The 22,076-nt window shown below is 61.4% G+C and carries 24 protein-coding genes; 6 read left to right on the top strand and 18 right to left on the bottom strand.

Going from position 1 to position 22,076, the window contains the following annotated elements; translation table 11 throughout:
• Positions 1-134: 134 nt before the first annotated feature.
• The 4 genes from ACSZOQ_RS14915 to ACSZOQ_RS14930 form a co-directional block, all read right to left on the bottom strand.
• On the bottom strand, positions 135-536 hold the full coding sequence (locus ACSZOQ_RS14915; RefSeq protein WP_439923231.1) for a hypothetical protein: 402 nt from the start codon (positions 534-536) through the stop codon (positions 135-137).
• Between the two features lie 142 nt (positions 537-678).
• Positions 679-1,029 (bottom strand): DUF3307 domain-containing protein, encoded by a 351-nt coding sequence (locus ACSZOQ_RS14920; RefSeq protein WP_439926086.1) that lies wholly within the window; start codon positions 1,027-1,029, stop codon positions 679-681.
• 392 nt (positions 1,030-1,421) lie between these two features.
• Positions 1,422-2,237, bottom strand: coding sequence for a DUF6537 domain-containing protein (locus ACSZOQ_RS14925; RefSeq protein ID WP_439923232.1), 816 nt, complete (start codon positions 2,235-2,237; stop codon positions 1,422-1,424).
• Positions 2,234-2,902 carry a Crp/Fnr family transcriptional regulator gene (locus ACSZOQ_RS14930; protein ID WP_439923233.1) on the bottom strand — a complete coding sequence of 223 codons (669 nt, stop codon included), beginning with the start codon at positions 2,900-2,902 and terminating at the stop codon, positions 2,234-2,236. The genes ACSZOQ_RS14925 and ACSZOQ_RS14930 overlap by 4 nt, the downstream gene beginning before the upstream one ends.
• Positions 2,903-3,074: 172 nt before the next feature.
• Between ACSZOQ_RS14930 and ACSZOQ_RS14935 the strand changes: the two genes are divergently transcribed.
• Together ACSZOQ_RS14935 and ACSZOQ_RS14940 are read left to right on the top strand one after the other, a co-directional pair.
• Entirely contained in the window at positions 3,075-4,049 is a 975-nt protein-coding gene (locus ACSZOQ_RS14935; RefSeq protein ID WP_439923234.1) for a sensor histidine kinase, read from the top strand.
• A gap of 233 nt (positions 4,050-4,282) precedes the next feature.
• The gene (locus ACSZOQ_RS14940) at positions 4,283-4,537 is read left to right on the top strand and encodes a PepSY domain-containing protein (RefSeq protein ID WP_439923235.1); all 255 of its coding nucleotides are present in this window, start codon (positions 4,283-4,285) and stop codon (positions 4,535-4,537) included.
• Between the two features lie 70 nt (positions 4,538-4,607).
• On the opposite strand, the gene ACSZOQ_RS14945 is transcribed toward ACSZOQ_RS14940, so the two are convergent.
• On the bottom strand, positions 4,608-5,789 hold the full coding sequence (locus ACSZOQ_RS14945; RefSeq protein ID WP_439923236.1) for an NnrS family protein: 1,182 nt from the start codon (positions 5,787-5,789) through the stop codon (positions 4,608-4,610).
• A gap of 194 nt (positions 5,790-5,983) precedes the next feature.
• The gene (locus tag ACSZOQ_RS14950) at positions 5,984-6,391 is read right to left on the bottom strand and encodes a response regulator (protein ID WP_439923237.1); all 408 of its coding nucleotides are present in this window, start codon (positions 6,389-6,391) and stop codon (positions 5,984-5,986) included.
• 162 nt (positions 6,392-6,553) lie between these two features.
• On the opposite strand from ACSZOQ_RS14950, the gene ACSZOQ_RS14955 reads away from it, so the two are divergent.
• Positions 6,554-7,336 carry a Crp/Fnr family transcriptional regulator gene (locus ACSZOQ_RS14955; protein ID WP_439923238.1) on the top strand — a complete coding sequence of 261 codons (783 nt, stop codon included), beginning with the start codon at positions 6,554-6,556 and terminating at the stop codon, positions 7,334-7,336.
• Between the two features lie 282 nt (positions 7,337-7,618).
• Positions 7,619-9,442: a translational GTPase TypA gene (gene typA, locus ACSZOQ_RS14960; protein ID WP_439923239.1), complete on the top strand. Its 1,824-nt coding sequence runs from the start codon at positions 7,619-7,621 to the stop codon at positions 9,440-9,442.
• Between the two features lie 217 nt (positions 9,443-9,659).
• Here typA and argF read toward each other — a convergent pair whose 3' ends face one another.
• Complete coding sequence (gene argF, locus ACSZOQ_RS14965; protein WP_439923240.1) at positions 9,660-10,586, bottom strand: ornithine carbamoyltransferase; 927 nt, start codon at positions 10,584-10,586, stop codon at positions 9,660-9,662.
• The gene (locus ACSZOQ_RS14970) at positions 10,583-11,794 is read right to left on the bottom strand and encodes an aspartate aminotransferase family protein (RefSeq protein ID WP_439923241.1); all 1,212 of its coding nucleotides are present in this window, start codon (positions 11,792-11,794) and stop codon (positions 10,583-10,585) included. Before ACSZOQ_RS14970 ends, argF begins: the two co-directional genes overlap by 4 nt.
• Before the next feature lie 456 nt (positions 11,795-12,250).
• On the opposite strand from ACSZOQ_RS14970, the gene ACSZOQ_RS14975 reads away from it, so the two are divergent.
• Positions 12,251-12,757 carry a GcrA family cell cycle regulator gene (locus tag ACSZOQ_RS14975; RefSeq protein WP_439923242.1) on the top strand — a complete coding sequence of 169 codons (507 nt, stop codon included), beginning with the start codon at positions 12,251-12,253 and terminating at the stop codon, positions 12,755-12,757.
• Positions 12,758-13,038: 281 nt separating this feature from the next.
• Here ACSZOQ_RS14975 and ACSZOQ_RS14980 read toward each other — a convergent pair whose 3' ends face one another.
• Positions 13,039-13,500, bottom strand: coding sequence for a hypothetical protein (locus tag ACSZOQ_RS14980; protein ID WP_439923243.1), 462 nt, complete (start codon positions 13,498-13,500; stop codon positions 13,039-13,041).
• Between ACSZOQ_RS14980 and ACSZOQ_RS14985 the strand changes: the two genes are divergently transcribed.
• On the top strand, positions 13,492-13,806 hold the full coding sequence (locus ACSZOQ_RS14985) for a hypothetical protein (protein WP_439923244.1): 315 nt from the start codon (positions 13,492-13,494) through the stop codon (positions 13,804-13,806). The two genes, ACSZOQ_RS14980 and ACSZOQ_RS14985, sit on opposite strands and share 9 nt — an antisense overlap.
• Before the next feature lie 34 nt (positions 13,807-13,840).
• Here ACSZOQ_RS14985 and phoB read toward each other — a convergent pair whose 3' ends face one another.
• The 9 genes from phoB to ACSZOQ_RS15030 all read right to left on the bottom strand — a co-directional run bounded on the left by phoB (position 13,841) and on the right by ACSZOQ_RS15030 (position 22,072).
• A complete protein-coding gene (gene phoB, locus ACSZOQ_RS14990; protein WP_439923245.1) occupies positions 13,841-14,545 on the bottom strand; it encodes a phosphate regulon transcriptional regulator PhoB in 705 nt (234 codons plus the stop codon).
• 20 nt (positions 14,546-14,565) lie between these two features.
• Entirely contained in the window at positions 14,566-15,279 is a 714-nt protein-coding gene (gene phoU / locus ACSZOQ_RS14995; RefSeq protein WP_439923246.1) for a phosphate signaling complex protein PhoU, read from the bottom strand.
• A 31-nt stretch (positions 15,280-15,310) separates the two neighbouring features.
• Positions 15,311-16,129, bottom strand: coding sequence for a phosphate ABC transporter ATP-binding protein PstB (gene pstB / locus ACSZOQ_RS15000; protein WP_439923247.1), 819 nt, complete (start codon positions 16,127-16,129; stop codon positions 15,311-15,313).
• A complete protein-coding gene (pstA, locus tag ACSZOQ_RS15005) occupies positions 16,126-16,971 on the bottom strand; it encodes a phosphate ABC transporter permease PstA (RefSeq protein ID WP_439923248.1) in 846 nt (281 codons plus the stop codon). Before pstA ends, pstB begins: the two co-directional genes overlap by 4 nt.
• A gap of 3 nt (positions 16,972-16,974) precedes the next feature.
• Entirely contained in the window at positions 16,975-17,943 is a 969-nt protein-coding gene (pstC, locus tag ACSZOQ_RS15010) for a phosphate ABC transporter permease subunit PstC (protein WP_439926087.1), read from the bottom strand.
• Between the two features lie 143 nt (positions 17,944-18,086).
• Positions 18,087-19,112, bottom strand: coding sequence for a phosphate ABC transporter substrate-binding protein PstS (gene pstS / locus ACSZOQ_RS15015; protein ID WP_439923249.1), 1,026 nt, complete (start codon positions 19,110-19,112; stop codon positions 18,087-18,089).
• Between the two features lie 148 nt (positions 19,113-19,260).
• Entirely contained in the window at positions 19,261-20,532 is a 1,272-nt protein-coding gene (locus ACSZOQ_RS15020; RefSeq protein WP_439926088.1) for an ATP-binding protein, read from the bottom strand.
• 37 nt (positions 20,533-20,569) lie between these two features.
• Positions 20,570-21,625, bottom strand: coding sequence for a UPF0104 family protein (locus tag ACSZOQ_RS15025; protein WP_439923250.1), 1,056 nt, complete (start codon positions 21,623-21,625; stop codon positions 20,570-20,572).
• Positions 21,626-21,757: 132 nt separating this feature from the next.
• Positions 21,758-22,072, bottom strand: a complete 315-nt coding sequence (locus ACSZOQ_RS15030) for a hypothetical protein (RefSeq protein ID WP_439923251.1) — start codon at positions 22,070-22,072, stop codon at positions 21,758-21,760.
• Between the last annotated feature and the right edge of the window lie 4 nt (positions 22,073-22,076).

Raw genomic sequence — 22,076 nt, forward strand, 5'->3', positions numbered from 1 at the left:
CTTGCCTATGCCGGCAATCCATCCTTTGCCAAAAAGATGAATGCCCGGAACAAGTCCGGGCATGACGATTCCGTCAAAAACAGAAAGACTCGAACCGCGCACGCTTTCCGGCCGGCTCTATGGGGCGCGGCGTGTTACGCCGAAATCAACTCAGCCTCGTCGTCGTCGACCTGAGTATCGAGCGGAGCGAACGTGCTGAGCGGTCGGGTCGATAGCGAAATCGGCTTGCGTTGACCGTGCAAAGCCGGCGCCGCATGGGGCTGTCGCGCCTCACGTGACAGCGCGAACAGCGTGGAGCCGACGCGGCCGCCAAGCTGGATCAGATCGCGCTCCGTGCAACTCGAGCCGATCACCAGCGCCAGCGCGTGCAGATGGCTCCGGCGGTAGCAGAACAGCGCCAGCATTGCTCGTACATCCGGAGCAATGCTGGCGATGAGCTGCGGCAATCCATGCTCGTTCGCACGATACATGGCCCCCAACAGATCGTCCCTGACCGGGCAGAAATCGTTTTCGAAGGCGTCGCGGCTCGACCACATGCGAAAAACTCCTCGGTCATGAGGATGCCACGCAATTTCCTAACGAGAAGTTAACCACACGCGCAAAGACCGATCGGACAGTCTTGCAATCCGGTTCCGAATCGGCCCGCAGCCAGGTCCGATTCGCGGATGCCGCCGCTGGTCACACGTTGAACGCCATGACGATCGACAGGCCGAATCCGGTGAGATGATGCAGCGCCTGATCGACACCGATCAGCGTCCAGAACCAAGGGTGCTCCTGCGTCACGTTGAACGTGAAGGAACAGATACCCTTGGCGCGATCCACGACGATATGGATCGCAAAGTCGATAAAGGCGATGAACCAGAATCGTGGCGCGATGACGAGGATCAGCACCAGTGCCAGCGCCAGATGCACTAGGCAGTGCGCTAGCAGCGGCAGCGCCCAGCCGGTCTTCTGATCCTTGCCAATCGCCATCCAGGAATTCTGCAACACGAAATCGGCGATCACATGCTTGACGGTCAGCACGGCCATCCAGCCAGCCAGCGGACCGACCGCGATCGACGACGACAATGAGGGAAGCAGCACGCAGACGCCCCTTGTTAGTGTGGTGGTTCAGAAGTTCGCTTCATCGCTCCTTGCGAGTCCGTCAAGCGAGCTTCTGAACCCTAAACCACACTAGAATTATAAAATTGCTCGTGTTCCGATTCTAACATTCGCAGCCTTTTTCTGCGAGCATCTTTGCGAATGTTGGAATCAAAGGACCACTAGCAGATATCGCTTGCCAATGGAGTTTCGAGATTTGACATTTTGCATGCGGAATTCGCGGTCAGAACCGTCCCGGTCTACCGTGAGACAGCAGCGCTTGCCGTTCGGGCGGCTCCGGCCCGCTCCCTGATCCCGGCGATGATGCGTCTCAAGGATTCCTACCGCGGATCGGAATTCACGGCTGCGCGGGCCTTGGTTATAGCGCCTGCCAGATCCGGACAGGACAACACGCCATCGAACGTCGGTTTGACGAGATGGTCGATGATTAAATTCCAGTCCCTCAGACTCTGCGCGTAACCGTCGCCGTGGCCCTGCACCATTTCGGCCGTCGCGACCACCGCAGCGACGGCGGCAGGCTGCTTCGTCAGGCTGCGATCGATCATGTGCAGCCAGCGCTCGATCCAGACGCGCTCCCTGGCATAACGGATGGAGGTCAACCGCCATCGCTTGAGCGAGGCTTCGATCCTGAGGCGGCGAAGCCTGAAGCTCCCGGCCGTGCTGAACCGCATGGTGACAGGCCGGTGCAGCCAGCCCAGCGATTTCAGCGCCCGGAGAACGGGATTGGCTACCCTTTTGGGCAGCGACGACACCAGCTCATCGAGACGCAGCTCCCGCACGTCATCCGGCGGAACGCCTAGACCCGTCTCAGCCTGCGTAAGCTTAAGCTGCGCCATCCGTATGGCGTCGTCGTAAGCCATGCGCACGGCCAGCAGCCGCGCGATCTCGGCGAAGACCTCGTCATCGAGGTTGCGCCGGTCGATGAACCGCCCGAGCCGCGCAACATAAAGTTGCGCGTAGCCTGGTCCCTGATAATCGATCAGGCGCTCCACGGCTTCGGCCGCGATGAGCCTGACCCTGTCAGACAGGCCATTCGGCAGTACTGGCACCGGACTCTCGTCGTCGCCAATCACATCCGCGAAGATCAAGCGGACCGCGGGAAGAACACCGGTGGCTTTGGGAATACCGAAACTCATGCGAGTCCGGGCGTCGCGACCGCCGGCGCCGCATGTTCCGCGAGCCGCTCCTCGAGCTTACCTATATTCTGAAACAGCCGCGCGCTGGCCAGCCTCAGGAAGTAGAATCCGAATTCTGGATTCTGGACATAAAGCTCCTCCACCTGGCGATAGCTGACGCTGAGCACCTTGCCGCTTTCGATGCACTCAAGCGATTGGGTGCGTTCGTTGGAAGGCGAGAGCATTCCGAGTTCGCCGACGATGGCGCCGACCGGAAGCTCGATACCGGACTCCACGAGGCGATAACGGCCGCTGACGATGTAGAACATCGTCTCGGCCTTCTCGTTTTTGTAGAACAGCATCTCGCCGGACTCGCATTTTCGCTCGGTCATGAACGGCTTCAGCCAATCCATCGACAGGTCACTGCTCACCGACTTCTTAACGTCGCGGACAAGCTGCAACATCTGGTGCAGGCGGTAACCATTTAGACAGAACAGCCCAGCGTGGAGCACGAATTGCAGGACACTGTGGAACGGGATCGCGACGACCATCAGCACGAGATTGGTCAGCATGCCGAAGACGCGAAGCGGAATCATCGTCCGCATGGTGTAGGTGGCGACCACAAAGACCGAGGCGGCCAGACTGCCGACGGTTCCAACATGTTCGGCTAAATGAGATGTGTCCATGGCGATCCAGCCAATTTCCTGACGGTGATGTCCCGCTCATCGGGACCTCCGCGTCGTGATATACGGGAATATAGCGGGTATTATACCGAATTATATTCTATGATCGCGCTCTCGCCTCGCTGGTGTCATAGTTTTTCACCAGCACCGTGGATGACATTCAATCGGGAGCCCGATGGCGAAGTGGATCGAGGAATTCCGACGCGGATGGCAGGGCGTCTCCGAGCCTCCGGCAATTCTGGGTTTCGGCCTCGTAGCGGTCTGCCTGACGCTCTCGACCGCGTTCCGGTTCGGAATCTCGCTGCTGCGTCCCGACGTGCCCTACAGCCCCTATCTTCCCGCTGTGTTCGTGGCGGCTGCGTTCGGCGGAGAGCGGGCGGGAGTTATCGCCGCGATCGGCGGCGCGGCTCTCGGCCTCATGCTGGATTTCGGCGAGGCGCCGCAAGGGGTGGCCACGGCGGTCCTTATCGCGGTCTATTTCGTCGTCGCGGCACTTGTCATCCTGGGCGTGCGACACCACCGTTCACTGGTGGCGCATCACCGTGAACTCTCAAGCCGCCTCAGCAGGGAACAGCGCTACCGTGAACTCGTCGTGGAAGAGCTCCAGCACCGGCTCAAAAACCAACTCGCCGCCATTCACGCGGTGACCAGGCAGGCGCTCTACGATTATCCGGTGGCCTGGAGCAGGATCGACAGCCGCATTCGCGCGCTATCGGCAACAGATGACCTGATCGCCGGCAAAGACGGCCGCGGCTGCGACATCATCGACCTTCTGCACTCGGAGCTTGGCCCCTATGGCCACGTCCGCTTCACCCTGAACGGCGACCCATTGTTCCTGCCGGCGAAGCTCGCGGTCAGCCTGGCGCTGATATTTCACGAGCTCGCCACCAACGCGGCGAAATACGGCGCGTTCTCCACACCCCACGGCCTGCTCCATGTGTCGTGGACCGTGACCAACGACATGCTGTCGATTGTCTGGGACGAATCGGGTGGGCCGATAATCACGACGCCGGGCAAGCCGGGGTTTGGAACGAAGCTCCTGAATGCCAGCCTGCGCGGGTTCGACGGAAAGTCGGAGATCGCGTTCCTCGGCACGGGACTGCACTGCATGATGCAATGCCGGATCGAATCCGCCGCAAAATCATCGTGATGTAGCGGCCAGTAACAACATCCGTATCTGTTTCGGCGACCGCGTGTGCGAATCTGCGCGCCTATGCCCCTCTGTTCCGCTCGCCAAGATACGGCCAAGAAAATGCCGCAGCGGCCTAACGATCGCACAAACTTGCCGCGTGCGACATGGGAACGCAACGGAAGGCCGTCCGTTTTATCGGTGTTGCGTTCATGCGACGGCGCAACGGATCGAACCTCGACGAGGAGCGTCTCATGCGAAACTACATTTTGTCTCTTGCTGCCGCTGTCGCGCTCGGCGCAGCCGCCCCGGCGATGGCCTATGATTCCGGTGGTCTTCTCTCGATGCAGGAAGCGCTCGGCGTCGCGACCGACATCGGGCTTGTAACCGTCTCTAACACTGAGTTCGCCGGTTACGAGTGGCAAATCGAGGGCCGTGACATATCCGGCCGATATATGGAAGTCGACGTCGACGCCACGACGGGCGCAGTACTGAACGTCGACCGGTAAACGTCACCAGAGCATTTTCCGGCTATCAATAATTGCGCGTATTCTGATCGCAAAATCGGCCGTTCGGAGATTACAAACGGGGCGCCAGCAACATCGGTCCATATCGCAGGGCGAACAGGCCGAAGCTGCCGATCCATAGCATCGCCGAAATCTCCATCAGCACAGGAAGCGATCCACTGGCCGCTGCTGCAACACGCGCCGCAGCGGCCAGGATCACAAACAGATAAATCAGGGCAGTGGTCCGATCCACCGTGAGCGCACGGCCGGTATGACCGAGCGAAACGCGGGTCATGACGCCAAGCGTCATGGTGCCGATGGCGCCGGCAGTCAGCGCGTGGATCGCCGCCGCTTCCGGCACATGACCTGTCAACCTCGACACGCCCAATAAGGCCGCGCCGACGATGACCCAGAGATATCCGACATGAAGAACGATCAGCAGCGGTTCGGTCCAGGTGGTAATGCCGCGCCAGCGCACGAGCCGCCAGAGATTAAGGGCCGCCGCGACAATCAGAAGCCCGCCGACAGGTGAGAACGCCGGGAAAAGTGCCCAGCCGATCATCCCGGTGTGGAGCGCTCCGAGCGCGATGTTATCGACCCGGTCGTGCGCAGATGGAAGGGCGGCTGCTCCTTGTTTGACAAGCCAGTTGCGCGTGAATGTCGGGATGATCCGCCCGCCGACCACCGAGATCAGGACGATGATCGCCGTCAAGGCGAGACGCCATCCCAGACCCGCGGGCACCGAGAAACCTGCAAGCTCCAGATACATCAATAAGTCCGCGAAGCCGAGAACGGCAATGGGGACTGGCATGGGCATGTTGCGCCAGTTCCTGCCGGCGATGATCTCGCGGGCACAGACGGCGCAGAGCACAAACGGGAAGGCGAGATCCGTTGCCGCCGCCAGCCAGAACGGGATCGATGCTGAAACGAGACAAGCGAGGCGCCCTGCGAGCCATAACGCCGCCAGCGCGGCGAGTGGCCGGCCGCTGATCGGCGCCCTGCCGGTCCAGTTCGGGATTGCCGTCAGCAAAAAGCCGGCGATTGCCGCCATGACGAACCCGAACAGCATTTCGTGGATATGCCAGGCCAGCGGATCAAAGCGGCTGGGTGGCGCAAGCCCCATTGTGAGCATCGCAATCCATCCGGCGAGCGCCGTCGCCGACCAGACTCCGGCCATCAGGAAAAAAGGTCTGAAGCCGATCGTCCAGATCGCTAATGGCCTGCTTCTCGCATTCTCCACGGCTGGCATGGCCATGCGTCATCCCCTCATCGTTCCGCCTGATCATACCAGCCAACGCCTTGTCAATGCGCGGGTCGCCGGCCGTGGAGGGAATGGTATCCTCGATGCTCGAACACCAGGTTGCGCTGACGCAAACCGGGAGGTTGCCCACCTCGCTTGAAAACGCTGTAGAGACCCGAAAACGTCACGGGACCGGCGCTTAATCGGGATCATCCTGCGCCGCAGCTTCGCCAGTCCGACAGAATCGCGAACAGCTCATCGCGCGAAAACGGCTTTGAGAGTTTGGGCCGGTCTGAATATTCCGGCGGAAAGGCCCTGTCGCCGCTATAGCCGGTCACAAAAGCGAATGGGATTTTCAGCGCGGCCAGACGCCTGGCGACAGCAAAGCTTTTTTCCTCGGAAAGGCCGATGTCGAGGAGCGCAAAGTCGGGAGGATATTCGGCGATCAGCGCCAGCGCCTCTGCAACGCTTGAGGCGATCCGGACCGATGTCACGCCGAACTCCGCGACCGTCTGCTCGAAGTCGAGTGCGATGATGACATCGTCTTCGACGATCAAAACGTCGCCGGGCATGTCGGCTGGCATCGCCGCCGGATTATCGGGAACGACGGGCTTCATGAGTCTGATCCAGTGATGGCTGAAATTCCGCTGGAACCCGGCCGAGTCCCCTCGCCTGGTTCCCGGCCGGAACCGATCATATCGCTTAGGCGTTTGTCTGTTCACTTTTGAACATAACATCGCAGCAGCTTTCGCTATGTTCAGGTCACAGGAAAGAACATCATGACCACGCAGCAGGCGTTGCAGAACGACCCCGACCGCCCATTCAACAACCTCCTTCGCCGACTGAGCGACGCCGATTTCAAGCTGATCGAGCCGTGTCTGGAAGCTGTGGAGGGCCATTCCGACGACCTGCTCTACAATCCCGGGGACGACGTCGAAATTGTCCATTTTCCCTGCGGGCCAAGCCTCGCATCCTATCTCGTCCCCAACGAGGATGGCCGCGACGTCGAAACCATTCTGGTCGGGCGCGAGGGCGCCGTTGGCGGCATCGTCAGCCATGGATTTTTGCCGGCCTATACGCGGATTATGGTCAAAGTCGGCGGGCCGTTCGTGCGACTGCGGGTTTCAAAGCTGGAATCCGCAAAAGCCAAATCGCCCACGCTGCGCAATCTGTTCGCGCGCTATGCCGACTGCATGTTGGCCCAGGTCTTTCAGTCCACAGCCTGCAACGCCATCCATTCGATCGAACAACGAACCGCGAAATGGATCATTTCTGCAATGGAGCGAACCGGCAGCGATCTCGTTCCGCTCACCCACGAGCAACTGTCGGCCATGCTCGGCGTCGGCCGCAGCTACACCAGCCGGGTTATCCAGACCTTCAAGGCCGAGGGCGTTCTGGAGACCCGGCGCGGCGCTATCGTAGTTCGTAACCGGGATGCCCTGGCAATCCGCGCCTGCCTCTGCAATGACGCGGTCAAGAGCCACTTTGAGGAGGTTTTGCGGGGAGTTTACCCGACCGAAGAGGCGCGCCCCCCAAAACAACCGCTTTCGCCGGCAAAATGACGTCACAAGTTGCAAACGATGCATTGTTTTTTTGACCATTTCTGACTATATCGCATCGCAGCGAAGGTGTCCGAAGCCGTAAATCGGGTCATTCGCGTCTAACCGCGTTTGAGAAAAGAAGTGGCGCCAATGACTTGGCCGGAAGCGACGACCCTTTAACCGCTTTCGCCGCGTGATTTGATCACGCCGCGCCCGCATCCGATTGACCTTCACCGCAAGACGAGAACGCCGCCTAATGCTTGGGCGATGCGTGGTCTTCCCGATCAAAAAGAAACCGATCCCATGAATCTTCGTAACATCGCCATCATCGCCCACGTCGACCACGGCAAGACCACTCTCGTCGACAAGCTGCTGCAACAGTCCGGCACCTATCGCGACAACCAGCGCCAAGTCGAACGCGCGATGGATTCCAACGATCTGGAACGAGAGCGTGGCATCACCATTCTCGCCAAGTGCACCTCGGTGCATTGGGAAGACACCCAGATCAACATCGTCGACACCCCCGGCCATGCCGACTTTGGCGGCGAGGTCGAGCGCATTTTGTCGATGGTCGATGGCGTGATCGTTCTGGTCGATGCCGCCGAAGGCCCGATGCCGCAGACCAAATTCGTGGTCAGCAAGGCGCTCAAGCTCGGCCTGAAGCCAATTGTCGCGATCAACAAAGTCGACCGCGCCGACGCGCGCGTCACGGAAGTCGTCAACGAGGTGTTCGATCTGTTCGCCGCGCTCGATGCCACAGACGAACAGCTCGATTTTCCGATCCTCTACGGTTCCGGCAAGAACGGCTGGATGGGCAACTCGCCCGACGCCTCGCATGAGGATGGCATGAAGCCGCTGTTCGAACTGGTGATCAAGCACGTCGCACCGCCAGTGGTCGAGGAAGGTCCATTCCGCTTGCTCGGCACCATCCTCGAAGCCAACCCCTATCTCGGCCGTATCATCACCGGCCGCATTGCCTCCGGATCGGTCAAACCGAATCAATCGGTGAAGGTGCTGTCGCGCGATGGCAAGGTGGTCGAGACCGGCCGCATCACCAAAATCCTCGCTTTCCGCGGCCTTGAGCGTCAGCCGGTGGATTTCGCCGAAGCCGGCGACATCGTCGCCATCGCGGGCCTGCCGAAAGGCACCGTCGCCGATACCTTCTGCGATCCCTCGGTGGAAACGCCGATTCAGGCGCAGGCTATCGACCCCCCGACCGTCTCGATGTCGTTCATCGTCAACAACTCGCCGCTCGCCGGCACCGAAGGCGACAAGGTCACCAGTCGCATGATTCGCGATCGCCTGCTGCGCGAGGCCGAAGGTAACGTCGCGCTAAAGGTGGTCGAGGCCTCCGACAAGGATGCGATGGAGGTTTCAGGCCGCGGCGAATTGCAGCTCGCGATCCTGATCGAGACCATGCGCCGCGAAGGCTTTGAACTCTCGGTGTCACGTCCGCGCGTGGTGCTGACCAAGGATGAGAACGGCCAGCTGCTGGAGCCAGTCGAGGAAGTCGTCATCGACGTCGACGAGGAATTCTCCGGCGTCGTCGTGCAGAAAATGAGCGAACGCAAGGCCGAGATGATCGAGATGCGCCCGTCCGGCGGCAACCGTCTGCGGCTGGTGTTCTACGCGCCGACCCGTGGCCTGATCGGCTATCAGGGCGAACTGATGACTGACACCAAGGGCACGGCGATCATGAACCGCCTGTTCCACAACTACCTGCCGTACAAGGGTGATATCCAGGGCCGCCGCAACGGCGTGCTGATCTCCAACGATCAGGGCGAAGCCGTTGCGTACGCCATGTTCAAGCTGGAAGATCGCGGCCCGATGATGATCGAGCCGGGCTGGAAGGTCTACAAGGGCATGATCGTCGGCGAACACACCCGCGACAATGACCTCGAGATCAACATCCTCAAGGGTAAGCAACTCACCAACATCCGCACCACCTCGAAGGACGAGGCGGTCAGATTGACGCCACCGATCCGCATGACGCTGGAAAAGGCGCTGGCCTATATCGAGGAGGATGAACTGGTCGAGATCACGCCAAAGTCGATCCGGTTGCGCAAGAAGCACCTCGACGCCAACGAGCGTAAGCGCGCCGAAAAGACCAAGGATTTGGTGGCGTAAGGACATCGTGCGGGCGATCATCGCCCCACGAGCGGCCTACAGCACTTTTCCAGAGCCGTACTTGACGTTGCCGTCATTGCGAAGCGCCTCGCGCCGAAGCAATCCAGAAAGCCTCGAAGACTGGATTGCTTCGCTCGGCGCAAAATTGGCTGGAGCCAATTTTGGCGCTCGCTCGCAATGACAGCTGAACGAAGCGCCGGAAGAAGCGGCAACGCGCTTATCTTGCCGCGTTAAGGCACCAGGCCAGAATGCCCTTCTGGGCGTGCAGGCGGTTTTCGGCCTCGTCGAACACCACCGACTGCGGCCCGTCGATCACCTCGTCAGTGACCTCGTCGCCGCGGTGCGCCGGCAGGCAGTGCATGAACACTGCGTCCGGTTTCGCCAGCGACATCAGCTTGGCGTTGACCTGATAAGGCTTGAGCAGGTTGTGACGATGCTCGCCGTCCTTGTCGCCCATCGACACCCAGGTGTCGGTGACGATGCAGTCTGCGCCGCGCACCGCCGCTTCCGGATCGGTGCCGAGCTTGATTCGCGCCCCGCTCGATCTGATCCAGTCCTTCAGCAGCTTGTTGGGCGCAAGCTCCGGCGGCGTCGCGACGTTGAGATCAAAGCTGAAGCGCTCCGCCGCGTGCGCCCACGACGCCAGCACGTTGTTGTCGTCGCCGGTCCACGCCACGGTACGGCCCTTGATCGGCCCGCGATGCTCCTCGAAAGTCATCACGTCGGCCATCACCTGGCAGGGGTGCGAGCGCCGCGTCAGTCCGTTGATGACGGGCACGGTTGCGTGCGTCGCCAACTCCGTCAGTGCGTCGTGGCTGAGGATGCGGATCATGATGATATCGACGAAGCGTGACAGCACCTTCGCGGTATCTGCGATGGTCTCGCCGCGTCCGAGTTGCATTTCGGCCCCGGTCAGCATGACCGCCTCGCCGCCGAGCTGGCGCATGCCGACGTCAAACGACACACGGGTGCGCGTCGAAGGCTTGTCGAAGATCATCGCCAGCGTCTTACCGTCGAGCGGCTTGTCGGCGATCCGGCCCTCTTTGCGTCGCTTCTTCATCGCCACGCTGGCATCGAGGATCGCGCGCAGTTCCGTCGTCGGCACGTCGAACAGGTCGAGAAAATGCCGTGGCGCCTTGCTCATTGCGCCGCTTCCTTTTTTGCGCGTGCGTCGGAAAGCCTTGCGCAGGCCCGCTCAAGCCGCCGCACCGACTCCTCGATCTCCGCCTCGCCGATGATCAGCGGCGGCAGCAAACGCACGACGTTCTCGCCGGCGCCCACCGTCAAAAGCTTTTCCTCGCGCAACGCGCTGACAAGATCGCTCGACGGCACCACAGCCTTGAGGCCGATCAGAAGCCCCTCGCCGCGCACCTCGCTCAGCACATCCGGATGGCGATCGACGACCGAAGCCAGCTTCTGTTTCAAGAGCAGCGACATCCTCCGCGTCCGCTCAAAGAAACCGGGCTCCAACATCACGTCGAGCACGGCATTAGCCACTGCGACCGCGAGCGGATTGCCACCGAAGGTCGACCCATGCGAGCCTGGCGTCATGCCGGACGCGGCTTCCGCGGTCGCAAGACAGGCGCCGATCGGAAAACCGCCGCCAAGCGCCTTCGCCAGCGACATCACATCCGGCGCGACGCCGATGCGCTTGTAAGCGAACAGATCGCCGGTGCGGCCCATGCCGGTCTGCACCTCGTCGAACGCCAGCAGCAGGCCCCGCTCGTCGCAAAGCTGACGCAGCGCCCGGAAGAACGCGTGCGGCGGCTCGCGTACGCCGCCTTCGCCCTGCAGCGGCTCGATCAGGATGCCGGCTGTCGCAGGCCCGATCGTCTTCTTCACCGCTTCGATATCGTCGAGCGGCACCTGGTCGAAGCCGTCCATCGGCGGACCGTACCCTTCGAGATATTTCGCCGAGCCGGTGGCCGCCAGCGCCGCCAGCGTGCGGCCATGGAAGGCGCCCTCGAAAGTGACGATGCGATAGCGTTCCGGATGGCCCTTGGAGGCATGATAACGGCGCATCACCTTGATGGCACACTCCACCGCCTCGGCGCCGGAATTGGCGAAGAAGACGAAGTCGGCAAAGCTCTGCTCGCATAACCGCGCCGCCAACCGCTCGCCGTCCGGCGACTTGAACAGGTTCGAGACGTGCCAGAGCTTTGCCGCCTGCGCCTGAAGCGCGGCGACGAGATGCGGGTGGCAATGGCCAAGCGCGTTCACGGCAACGCCGCTGGTGAAATCGAGATAGCGTCCGCCATCGGAGCCGATCAGCCAGGCGCCCTCGCCGCTCTCAAATGAAAGATCGGCTCTTGCGAAAACGGGCAACAGATGGGACGCGGCGGCTGTGATCATGACGGTTTGCCGGTTGATAGTAGGAGCGGATTGATCCGACTGCGCTGCGGCGATCGATCAATTGTCAGCCCCGGAAACGAAACGTGCCGCCTTTCCGGGCGGCACGTGAGGGTTATTCTAGGTGCGCTGCGATCACTGTCAATATTTGCCTTGCGCGCCGGTGATGCGCGAAAGTCGCAGAAAGAACCGATTTCTCCGATTTATTGCAGAACATGTGGACGCCGCCAGGCCGGACTCTTGCGCGTGAGTCACGCCATATTGTAGCTTTACAGCCGTCGGATACGACATCTCGTGCGGCGGTTTTGATCCTCTTTGGTCCCTGTTCTCAGCGTAAGCGCCCGGGCGATTTTCCCGCCCGGCGAGGGCTAAGGGATTCTGCCCACACGGGTTTTCAGGGGGACGCTTTCAGGTGCGGCCTTAAGCGCAGGCACGCGTGACATAAGGGAAAAACGTGCGATGACGGTGATAACCTGGACCGACGACCGCGTCGAACAACTGAAGAAGCTTTGGGAAGCGGGTCTCTCCGCAAGTCAAATCGCCGCCGAACTTGGCAACGTGACGCGCAACGCCGTGATCGGCAAGGTGCACCGGCTCGGTCTGTCGGGCCGCGCCAAAAGCCCTTCGTCGACGGTGGCACGGCCGCGCAAGGCCCGCCCGGCCCAGCACATGATGCGAGTGTCGCGCCCGGTCTCCCGCGGCAACACCGCGCTCGCGCACGCCTTTGAGGTCGAACTCGAGCCAGATCCGATCGCCTACGACAATGTCGTGCCGATGAGCCAGCGGCTATCGCTGCTCGAACTCAGCGAGGCCACCTGCCACTGGCCGGTCGGAGATCCCTCGAGTCCGGAATTCTTCTTCTGCGGCGGCAAGGCGCTTTCCGGCCTGCCCTATTGCGCGCACCACTCGCGTATCGCCTATCAGCCAGCCGCTGACCGGCGCCGCCATTCGCCGAAGGCACGGTGAAACCTCAACAGCTCATTTCAGCGTCCCTGTGAACGCGCTCTTTGCCCTCTCCCCTTGTATTCTCGGGAGAGGGATTGCTGTGGATGGAAGTTTCTTCCCCAAAGAACGCAAGATGTTTGTTGTATGGCGTTGAGGAACGGCTGAAGGCATTCGTCGCGCAACACGTTGCCCAAATCGGTCCGGACTAGAGATTTCCCGGATGCTTCGCCGGGTGGTCGCATCGGCGTGAGGCCCCTAAGATCGGCGCTTCGTGGGAATACGCGAGACTGCTCCCGTTTCAGTCAGTCTCCCTGCGTGAAGTAAGCACTTTCATTGGGTAACGAGGGCGGCCCGTGCGCGGTATTTTTCACCGCCCCGAACGCATCAACGAGGAACAGGGACTTGGCGCTCTCCCTGGCAAGTTGCTCGATGCGCTTCTGCAACTCTGCGACCTTCTCGGGATTGCTGTCGGCGAGATTGGTTTTTTCCGATGGATCTTGGGGAATATTGTACAGCTCAATGGCGGATGGGAGGGGCGTCCTCCAGATGAGCTTCCAATCGTCCCTGCGCACGCCGCCGCGAAATGGTTCGATATTGTAAACGATCTCTCGTCGCGGTGAGGGACTGCCGCTGCTTATGGTCGACCAGACGTCAAGTCCATCGAGAGGCTTGCCCTTGGTGACGCTGGCTCCCGGCCGCGACGCTCGGTCTTTAAGGATCCCATCGAACGAATTGCCGATGGATGTTACACGTTCTTGCATCAAGCAACACTCAATCCGAAGTGGGAAGGACTTGTTGCTCGTTACGCCTGGTCATTTCCGACGGTTGGAAGCGCAGCCAGTGGTCTTCTCTCTGACGATTTGCGTCAAGCAGCACGCCAAAAGCGCATTGCCGGGATTCCTTCTGACCTCGGCAACGCCGTTGTTATCGGTATCGTTCTCCAGTTAATGCGAGCGGCGAGCGAAGGAAATCTACAGGGTTCGGACGTGCCGTCCGCCGTCATGGCGATCCTGCAATCGCTGGGTGCCACGCGCCGCGAAGCAACCGCCATCATGAAACGCATACTCTGACGAAAATCGCCCACCGCCGTAGAAACCCAGCTATTTACTGCTCCGCCTTCGCAAACCGCTCGTCCAGCGCGTAGCCCGCGCCGCGCACCGTGCGGATCGGATCCGGCTCGCCGTCGGGATTCAGCAGCTTGCGCAGCCGCCCGATGTGAACGTCCACGGTGCGCTCGTCGATATAGATGTCGCGGCCCCAGACGCTGTCGAGCAGTTGCTCGCGGCTGAACACCCGGCCGGGATGTTCGAGGAAGAATTCCAGCAGGCGATATTCGGTCGGACCGAGGTCGACGGAGCAGCCGGAACGCCAGACGCGGTGCTTGTCGCGATCGAGTTCGATATCGCCAAAGCTCAAGATCGTGGCGAGCCGTTCCGGGCTCGCCCGCCGCAGCAGGTTTTTCACCCGCGCCAGAAGCTCCGGCACCGAAAACGGCTTGACGACGTAGTCGTCGGCGCCGGTCGCAAGTCCTCGCACCCGCTCGCTCTCCTCGCCACGGGCGGTGAGCATGATGATCGGAAGCTGCCTGGTCTCGGGGCGCGCCCGCAGACGGCGGCACAACTCGATACCGGACAGGCCCGGAAGCATCCAGTCCAATACGACAAGGTCGGGTATGCGCTCCTTCAACCACGTATCGGCCTCGTCGCCGCGCGCCACCGTTTCGACCTCGTAACCTTCGGCGTCGAGGTTGTAACGCAGCAGCGTCGTTAACGCCTCCTCGTCCTCGACCACCAGAATGCGTGCACCCATCGTGTTTCGTCCGCTCTTGTTCAGTTTCCCGGAACCGATGCGAAACTCGTCATGTCCCCCTTGGGGCGCTTGTCGAGCATCTGCTGGCCCTCGATCATATAGAACACCGTCTCCGCGATGTTGGTGGCGTGGTCGCCGATCCGCTCGATGTTCTTGGCGCAGAACATCAGGTGGATACAGAACCCGATGTTGCGCGGGTCCTCCATCATGTAGGTCAGGAGTTCGCGGAACAAAGAGGTGCAGATGGCGTCCACCTCCTCGTCCCCCTTCCAGACCGCCATCGCCGACGGCAGATCGTGCGCCGCATAGGCGTCGAGCACCGATTTGACCTGGGACTGTACGAGGTCGGTCATGTGCTCGAGGCCGCGGATCAGTTTCATCGGATGGAAATCGCTATCGAGCGCGACCACGCGCTTGCCCATGTTCTTCGCGAGATCGCCGATCCGCTCCAGATCTGTTGCGACCCGCATGGCGCCGACGATCTCGCGCAGGTCGACCGCCATCGGTTGCCGCCGCGCGATGGTAAGCACAGCGCGTTCCTCGATCATGCGCTGCAGCTTGTCGATCTCGGCATCGGCGGCGACGACGCGAGCGCCCAATGCGGTGTCACGGCGGATCAGCGCATCCAGGGATTCGGCGATCTGCCGTTCCGCGAGACCGCCCATCTCGGAAACCAGCCGCGTCAGCTCCTGGAGGTCGTCGTCGAAAGCCTTGGCGGTGTGTTCAAAAGCCATGTCAATTCTCCCCGCGCATCTGCGCGTATCTTCAGCCAAAGCGGCCTGTGATATAATCCTGGGTGCGGCGGTCGGCAGGCGAAGTGAAGAGCTTATTGGTCGGGCCGAACTCGACCATCTCACCGAGATACATGAACGCGGTGGAGTCCGAAACACGCGCCGCCTGCTGCATGTTATGGGTGACGATCGCGATGGTGTATTGATCCTTGAGTTCGTCGATCAGTTCTTCGACCTTGGCCGTCGAAATCGGATCGAGCGCCGAGCACGGCTCATCGAACAGGATCACCTCCGGCCGCACCGCGACGGTTCGCGCAATGCACAGGCGTTGCTGCTGACCACCGGAGAGACTAAGCCCGCTGGCATTGAGCTTGTCCTTGACTTCGTTCCACAAAGCGCCGCCACGCAGCGCCTTCTCCACCCGACCGTCCATCTCCGACTTGGGCAGCTTCTCGTACAGGCGAACGCCGAATGCGATGTTCTCATAGATCGTCATCGGGAACGGCGTCGGCTTCTGGAACACCATGCCGACCCGCGCGCGCAGAAGATTGAGATCGAGCCTGGGGTCGAGGATGTTGGTATTGTCCAGCAGCACCTGCCCTTCGACGCGCTGGCCGGGATAGAGGTCGTACATGCGGTTGAAGATGCGAAGCAGGGTCGACTTGCCGCAACCCGAGGGACCGATGAAGGCGGTCACGCGGTTGGTGGCGATCGACAGGTTGATATTCTTCAGCGCATGGTGCTGGCCGTAATAGAAATTGAGGTTACGGGCTGCGATTTTGGCAGGAGCGTCGAGATCGATCACCGATGGTGGAATAGCCAAGCGCGAGGCGGCAGCGGTAACGTCGGTCATTTTGCGGTCCTCTCTGAGCCAATCAACCTCGCACCGATGTTGAGCGCCAGCACGGCCAGCGTGATCAGCAGCGCGCCGCTCCACGCCAGATCCTTCCAATAGGCGTAGGGGCTCTGTACGAAGTTATTGATGGTGACGGGAAGGTTCGCGATGGTGTGGGTCAAGTCCACGCTGAAGAACTGGTTGCTCAGCGCGGTGAACAGCAGCGGTGCGGTTTCGCCGGCAACGCGCGCGGTGGCAAGCAGCACGCCGGTAATCAGTCCCGCCCGCGCGGCACGGTAGGCGATGCGCCTGATGACGAGCGAACGCGGCAGACCAAGCGCGGAGGCCGCCTCGCACAACGAGTTCGGCACCAGGTTCAGCATGTCCTCCGTCGTGCGCACCACGACCGGAATGACGATCACGGCGAGCGCGAGCGAACCCGCGAGCGCCGAGAAACCTCCCATCGGCACCACGACCGCACCATAGATGAACAGGCCTATGATGATCGAGGGTGCGCTGAGAAGGATGTCGTTGATGAAACGAATGACCGGTGAGAGGCGGTCGTGCTTGCCGTACTCGGCGAGATAGGTGCCCGCAAACATGCCGATCGGCGCGCCGATGCCTACTCCGATAGCGGTCATGATGACGGAGCCGACGATGGCGTTCAAGAGACCGCCTTCAGAAGCGCCGGGCGGCGGCGTGTTCTGGGTGAAAAGCTGCCAGCTCATCCCGGCGAGACCGTTATAGAAGAGCGTGAACAGGATGAGCCCGAGCCAGGAGACGCCGAAAGCGGCGGCGGCAAAGCACAGGATGCGGATGATGAAATCCCGACGGCGGCGGGAAGCATAGATCGGATTCATAGCTCAGTTCCCCGCCTTCTTCTCCAGCCGCATCAGCATCAGCCGCGCTGCGGCGAGCACGAAGAATGTCAGCACGAACAATAGAAGACCGAGCAGCATCAGGCTCGACTGATGCAGGCCGTCGCTCTCCGCGAACTCGCTGGCGATTGCCGCTGAAATCGTGGTACCGGGCGCGAAGATCGACGGCGAGATACGGAACGAGTTGCCGATAATGAAGGTCACCGCCATCGTCTCGCCGAGCGCGCGGCCGAGCGCCAGCATGACGCCGCCGATGACGCCGACGCGCGTATAGGGCAGCACGACGTAGCGGACGACTTCCCAGGTGGTGCAGCCGACGCCATAGGCCGCCTCTTTCAGGACTGGCGGGACGGTCGCGAACACATCGCGCGAAATCGCGGTGATAAAAGGCAACACCATGATCGCGAGGATCAGCGAGGCATTGAACAGGCTCAAATAAGACGGCGGGCCGCCGAAAATCGAGCCCAGGATCGGCACACCGGCAAACAAGTCGATGAAGAAGGGCTGCACCGAATTGGCAAGAAACGGGCCGAGGATGAAGAAGCCCCACATGCCGTAGATGATCGAAGGAATGCCCGCGAGCAGTTCGATCGCCATGCCAATCGGCCTGCGCGCCCACAACGGGCACAATTCGGTGAGGAAAACCGCGATGCCGATTCCAACCGGGATTGCAATCGTCATCGCGATGACGGAGGTTAGGATCGTGCCATACACCGGGCTCAGTGCGCCCAGCACCGGCGGGTCGGCGGACGGCGCCCAGCGCTGCGTCGTCAGGAATGCGCTTCCGAACTCCACAATCGCAGGCCAGGCCCCGACGATCAGCGAGACGATGATCCCTCCGAGCAGCATCAGAACCAGCATCGCACTGATGCGCGTGGTCCAGTAGAACGCCCTGTCGCCGAGCTTGAAGGCGTTCAGCGCACGGGTGCGGTCATAGGGGCCTGCCGCCTCCATCGCGCTACCATGAACAGCTATTTCCGCCACGCCAATCCCCTATTTCTTGCAACGCATGATGTCCGGGAAACCTGCGGAAAACGCCTTCTCGCAAGGGCACTGAAGAATGGAGGAGCGCCTTGGCGCTCCTCCGCGGCCTGAGATCAGCTCTTGACCTCGACGCTCCAGGTTTTCTCGATCTGCTTCACGACCGAGTCCGGCATCGGAATGTAGTCAAGTTCCTCGGCCATCCTGCCACCCTTTTCGAACGACCACCTGAAGAACTTGATGGCTTCGGCGGAGGCCGCCTTGTCGACGGGCTCCTTGTGCATCAGGATGAAGGTGGCCGCGGTGATCGGCCAGGACGCCTCACCCGGCTGATCGGTCAGGATCACATAGTAGCCCGGCGCGTGCGCCCAGTCGGCGTTGGCGGCCGCGGTCTGGAAGGAAGCGACAGTCGGTTGCACGGTCTTGCCGGCCTTGTTGATGAGCGCGGCGTAGGTCAGCTTGTTCTGCTTGGCATAGGCGTACTCGACATAGCCGATCGAGTTCCTGGTCTGGCCGACATTGCCGGACACACCTTCGTTGCCCTTGGCGCCGACGCCCGCCGGCCACTCGACCGCGGTGCCCTCACCGATCCTGGACTTCCACTCGGCATTCACCTTGGACAGATAGTTGGTGAAGTTGAACGAGGTGCCCGACCCGTCCGAACGATGCACGACCGCGATCGCAGCCGAAGGCAGCTTAAGTTTGGGGTTGAGCTTTGCGATCGCAGGGTCGTCCCACTTGGTGACCTTGCCGAGATAGATGTCGCCGAGCAGTTCACCCGAAAGAACCAGATCGCCAGGTGTCACGCCTTCGACGTTCACGACGGGGACGATCGCGCCCATCACCATCGGCCACTGCAGGAGGCCGTCCTTGTCGAGCTTGTCGGCCTTCAGCGGTGCGTCAGTCGCGCCGAAGGTCACGGTCTTGGCAAGGATCTGCTTGATGCCGGCGCCCGACCCGATCGACTGATAGTTCAGACCATTGCCGGTCTCTTTCTTGTAGGCATCAGCCCATTTGGAATAAACCGGAAACGGGAAGGTTGCCCCTGCACCGGTGATGTCAGCCGCCCTCGCCGGAAGCGAGAAGGCGGACGTCGAGGCGGCAACGAGGCCGGCGGCGACGATGGCCTTGAAGAAATTCATGTGTGGTCTCCCTCGTATCGAGCAGAGCGCAAATGCGCTCGTAGCGCCCGTCTAAGTGCGGTCGATGCTGGTTTTACGAAGGTTTGACGACAGTGGGATGACAGCGATAAGCCGTTGCAACCATTGACCTTCAGGCGACGGGAACCGCTTACGCCGGGGGAAACCCCGCCGTGAAGGTCGCGCCATGGCCGGACACGCTTTCGATCAGCAGGCGGCCGCGATGACGGTTCAGGATGTGTTTCACCAGCGACAGGCCGAGGCCGGTGCCGCCCTGGGCCCGGCTGTCACCGACGTCTACGCGGTAGAAGCGTTCGGTGAGACGCGGCAAATGCTCGGGCGCGATGCCGGGACCGAAATCCCGCACCACGACGCGGAATTCCGGCGCGCCGTCCGGCGAAACGTCCATCATCGATAACACCATGACTTTGCCGCCGGACGCGCCGTATTTCAGCGCGTTTTCGATCAGGTTCTCGAACAGCCGCAGCAGCTCCTCGCGATCGCCGGCGATCATCACCGGCGTGCTCGGCAATGCGACCTCGATTTCGACCTGACGCTCCACTGCCAACGGCTCGAGCCCATCGACAACCTGGCGTACGATCGGAATAAGGTCGACAAGCGTGTCAGGCCACACATGCGCCGACAATTCGACCCGCGACAGCGACAGCAAATCATCGATCAGCCGCGCCATGCGCGTCGCCTGCGCATGCATGATGCCGAGAAAGCGCTCGCGCGCCTTGGCATCCTCGCGCGCCGGGCCTTGCAGCGTGTCGATGAAGCCCGACAACGCCGCCAGCGGCGTGCGCAACTCGTGGCTCGCATTGGCGACGAAGTCGGCGCGCATTTCCTCGACCCGGCGCAACGGCGTCTGATCGTGGAACGTCAGAAGCATGCAATGATCGATGCCGCCGAACGCGGTTGGCACCGGAACCGGCGTGATGATCAATTCCATCCAGCGATCGACCGGAACATGGTTAAGATAGGTCGTCCGCCGCGTTTCCCGGGTCGCGATCGCCTCGCGCAACGCCGTGACGATCTCAGGCGATCGCAGCGCGAATTGCGCGAGTTCGTTCTTGCGCAACGCCGGCACAAGCTGCGCCGCCGCGACATTGAGATGGATGACGCGGCCGATCCGGTCGAGCAGCACGCTGGGATCCGGCATCCCGGCGATGATGGCATACGCCGCCGCAGTCTCCACCGGATTGGCGCCGAGCTCGGTTTCGCGCGGCGCGGCCGGATCGTGAACCCGCCAGGGCACCAGCGCCGCACCGACGATGCAGACAAAAGCAGCGATGGCGCGGGACGCCTGCAAGCCACCGAACACGGCAAGCGCAGCCAGCACGAGCCCGGCTACCAGCAGAATGAGTGCCGAACGGCGCAAGCGGTCCGGCCACGATGCGAACTTCCCAACGAACGCAGGCATCCGCGAAGCGGCTCCTTCCGCGGTCGCCTGAAGGCTGTCAGGCGCCGGAGTCGCCATGCTCCCTCAGACAGGACACTTTATCCGTTGGCCCGGCGCTCGACCCGGGCCGCGCATCACGCGCGCGCTTCAATCGCGCACTGATGACAATTTCCCGGAACGTCAGCAAGATTATAGAAATAACGAAGGGCACGACATAGTAAAGCAGCCGGAACAGCAGCATCCCGGCCAGCAGGTCCTTCTTGTCCATCTGCCAGAGGCCGACCAACATCGCGGCGTCGAACACACCGAGGCCGCCCGGCGAATGGCTCGCGAAACCGAGCAGAGTCGCGGACACGAAAATCACCGCGACAAAAACAAAGCCGACATTGGGCTGGTCGGGAACCAGCACATACATTGCGAGCGCGCAAAACCCCAGATCGACAATTCCGATAAGGATTTGCAGCAACGTCAACGGAGCGCCCGGCAGAACCACGGTCCACGATCCGCTGCCGACGCGACGCGGCCGGATTCCGACCCAGACCACGTACCCGATCAGACCGACAATGATCGCGATCGCTATCAGCCGATTGCACCAGGCCGGAAGCTGATCGATGCTCGTTGCGGCCCCCGGATGATAGGCGACGCCCAGCCCGAGCACAGCGGCGTTGCCGAGCCAAAAGGTGAGACCCGCCAGAAAGCAGACCTTCGCGACGTCGACCGCATTCAGTCCCCAGGCGGAATAGACGCGATAGCGCACCGCTCCGCCGGTGAAGACACTGGCGCCGACGTTGTGGCCGACCGAATAGCTGGTAAAGGCCGCGAAAGCCGCGATGCGGTAGGGAATATACGTGACACCGATCGCCCGCACCGCGAACAGGTCGTAGAATGTCAGGGTGAAATAGCCGGCGGCAACGAACAGGCCCGACAGCGCAATCATGCGCGGGTCGGTCCGCCGGATGGCCTCTATCACCTCGTCGACATCGATGTCCCTGAGGATATGGACGAGCACGTAGAACGCGACCACGATGATCGTGACGCTGATCGCAACACCGAGTTTGTGCAGGATTTGTTTTCGGCGCAGAACCGAGATTGCTCTGCGTATTGATCCTAGCATCGAGAACCTCGAATTGCGATCCACGGCGAAGCCATTCGCCGTTCCGCATTCATTCACGTGAACTGTGTCGTAGCGTGTTTCGGTTCCCAGTGGAATTCCGCCGGGGTTAACAAAGCCTTTTATTCCAACAAATTAGAGTGTCCCCGTCGATCCGCCGGACGCCGTTTGGCGCGAAACCACCCGGTTGCGCAACCACGAGCCGACCGCGCACCCTACGAGATAAGCCCCGAGCATCGCCAATCCAAGGTCGAGCCAGTAGCCGAACCGACCGGGAACAACATGCGTGAGCGCGGCGACAATCAGCGCCACAACCAATACCAACAGCCCCTGCGCAACCCGCTTTGTGACCCCCCGGCCGCGATGAACCACGGCGATCCAGCCCATCGCGAAACCCAGCAGCAGCGATCCAGCGAGCCAGCCCCAATGAAACACCGCCAGATATGCCATATCT

Source organism: Nitrobacter sp. JJSN (genome assembly GCF_051912485.1).
GTDB lineage: Bacteria > Pseudomonadota > Alphaproteobacteria > Rhizobiales > Xanthobacteraceae > Nitrobacter.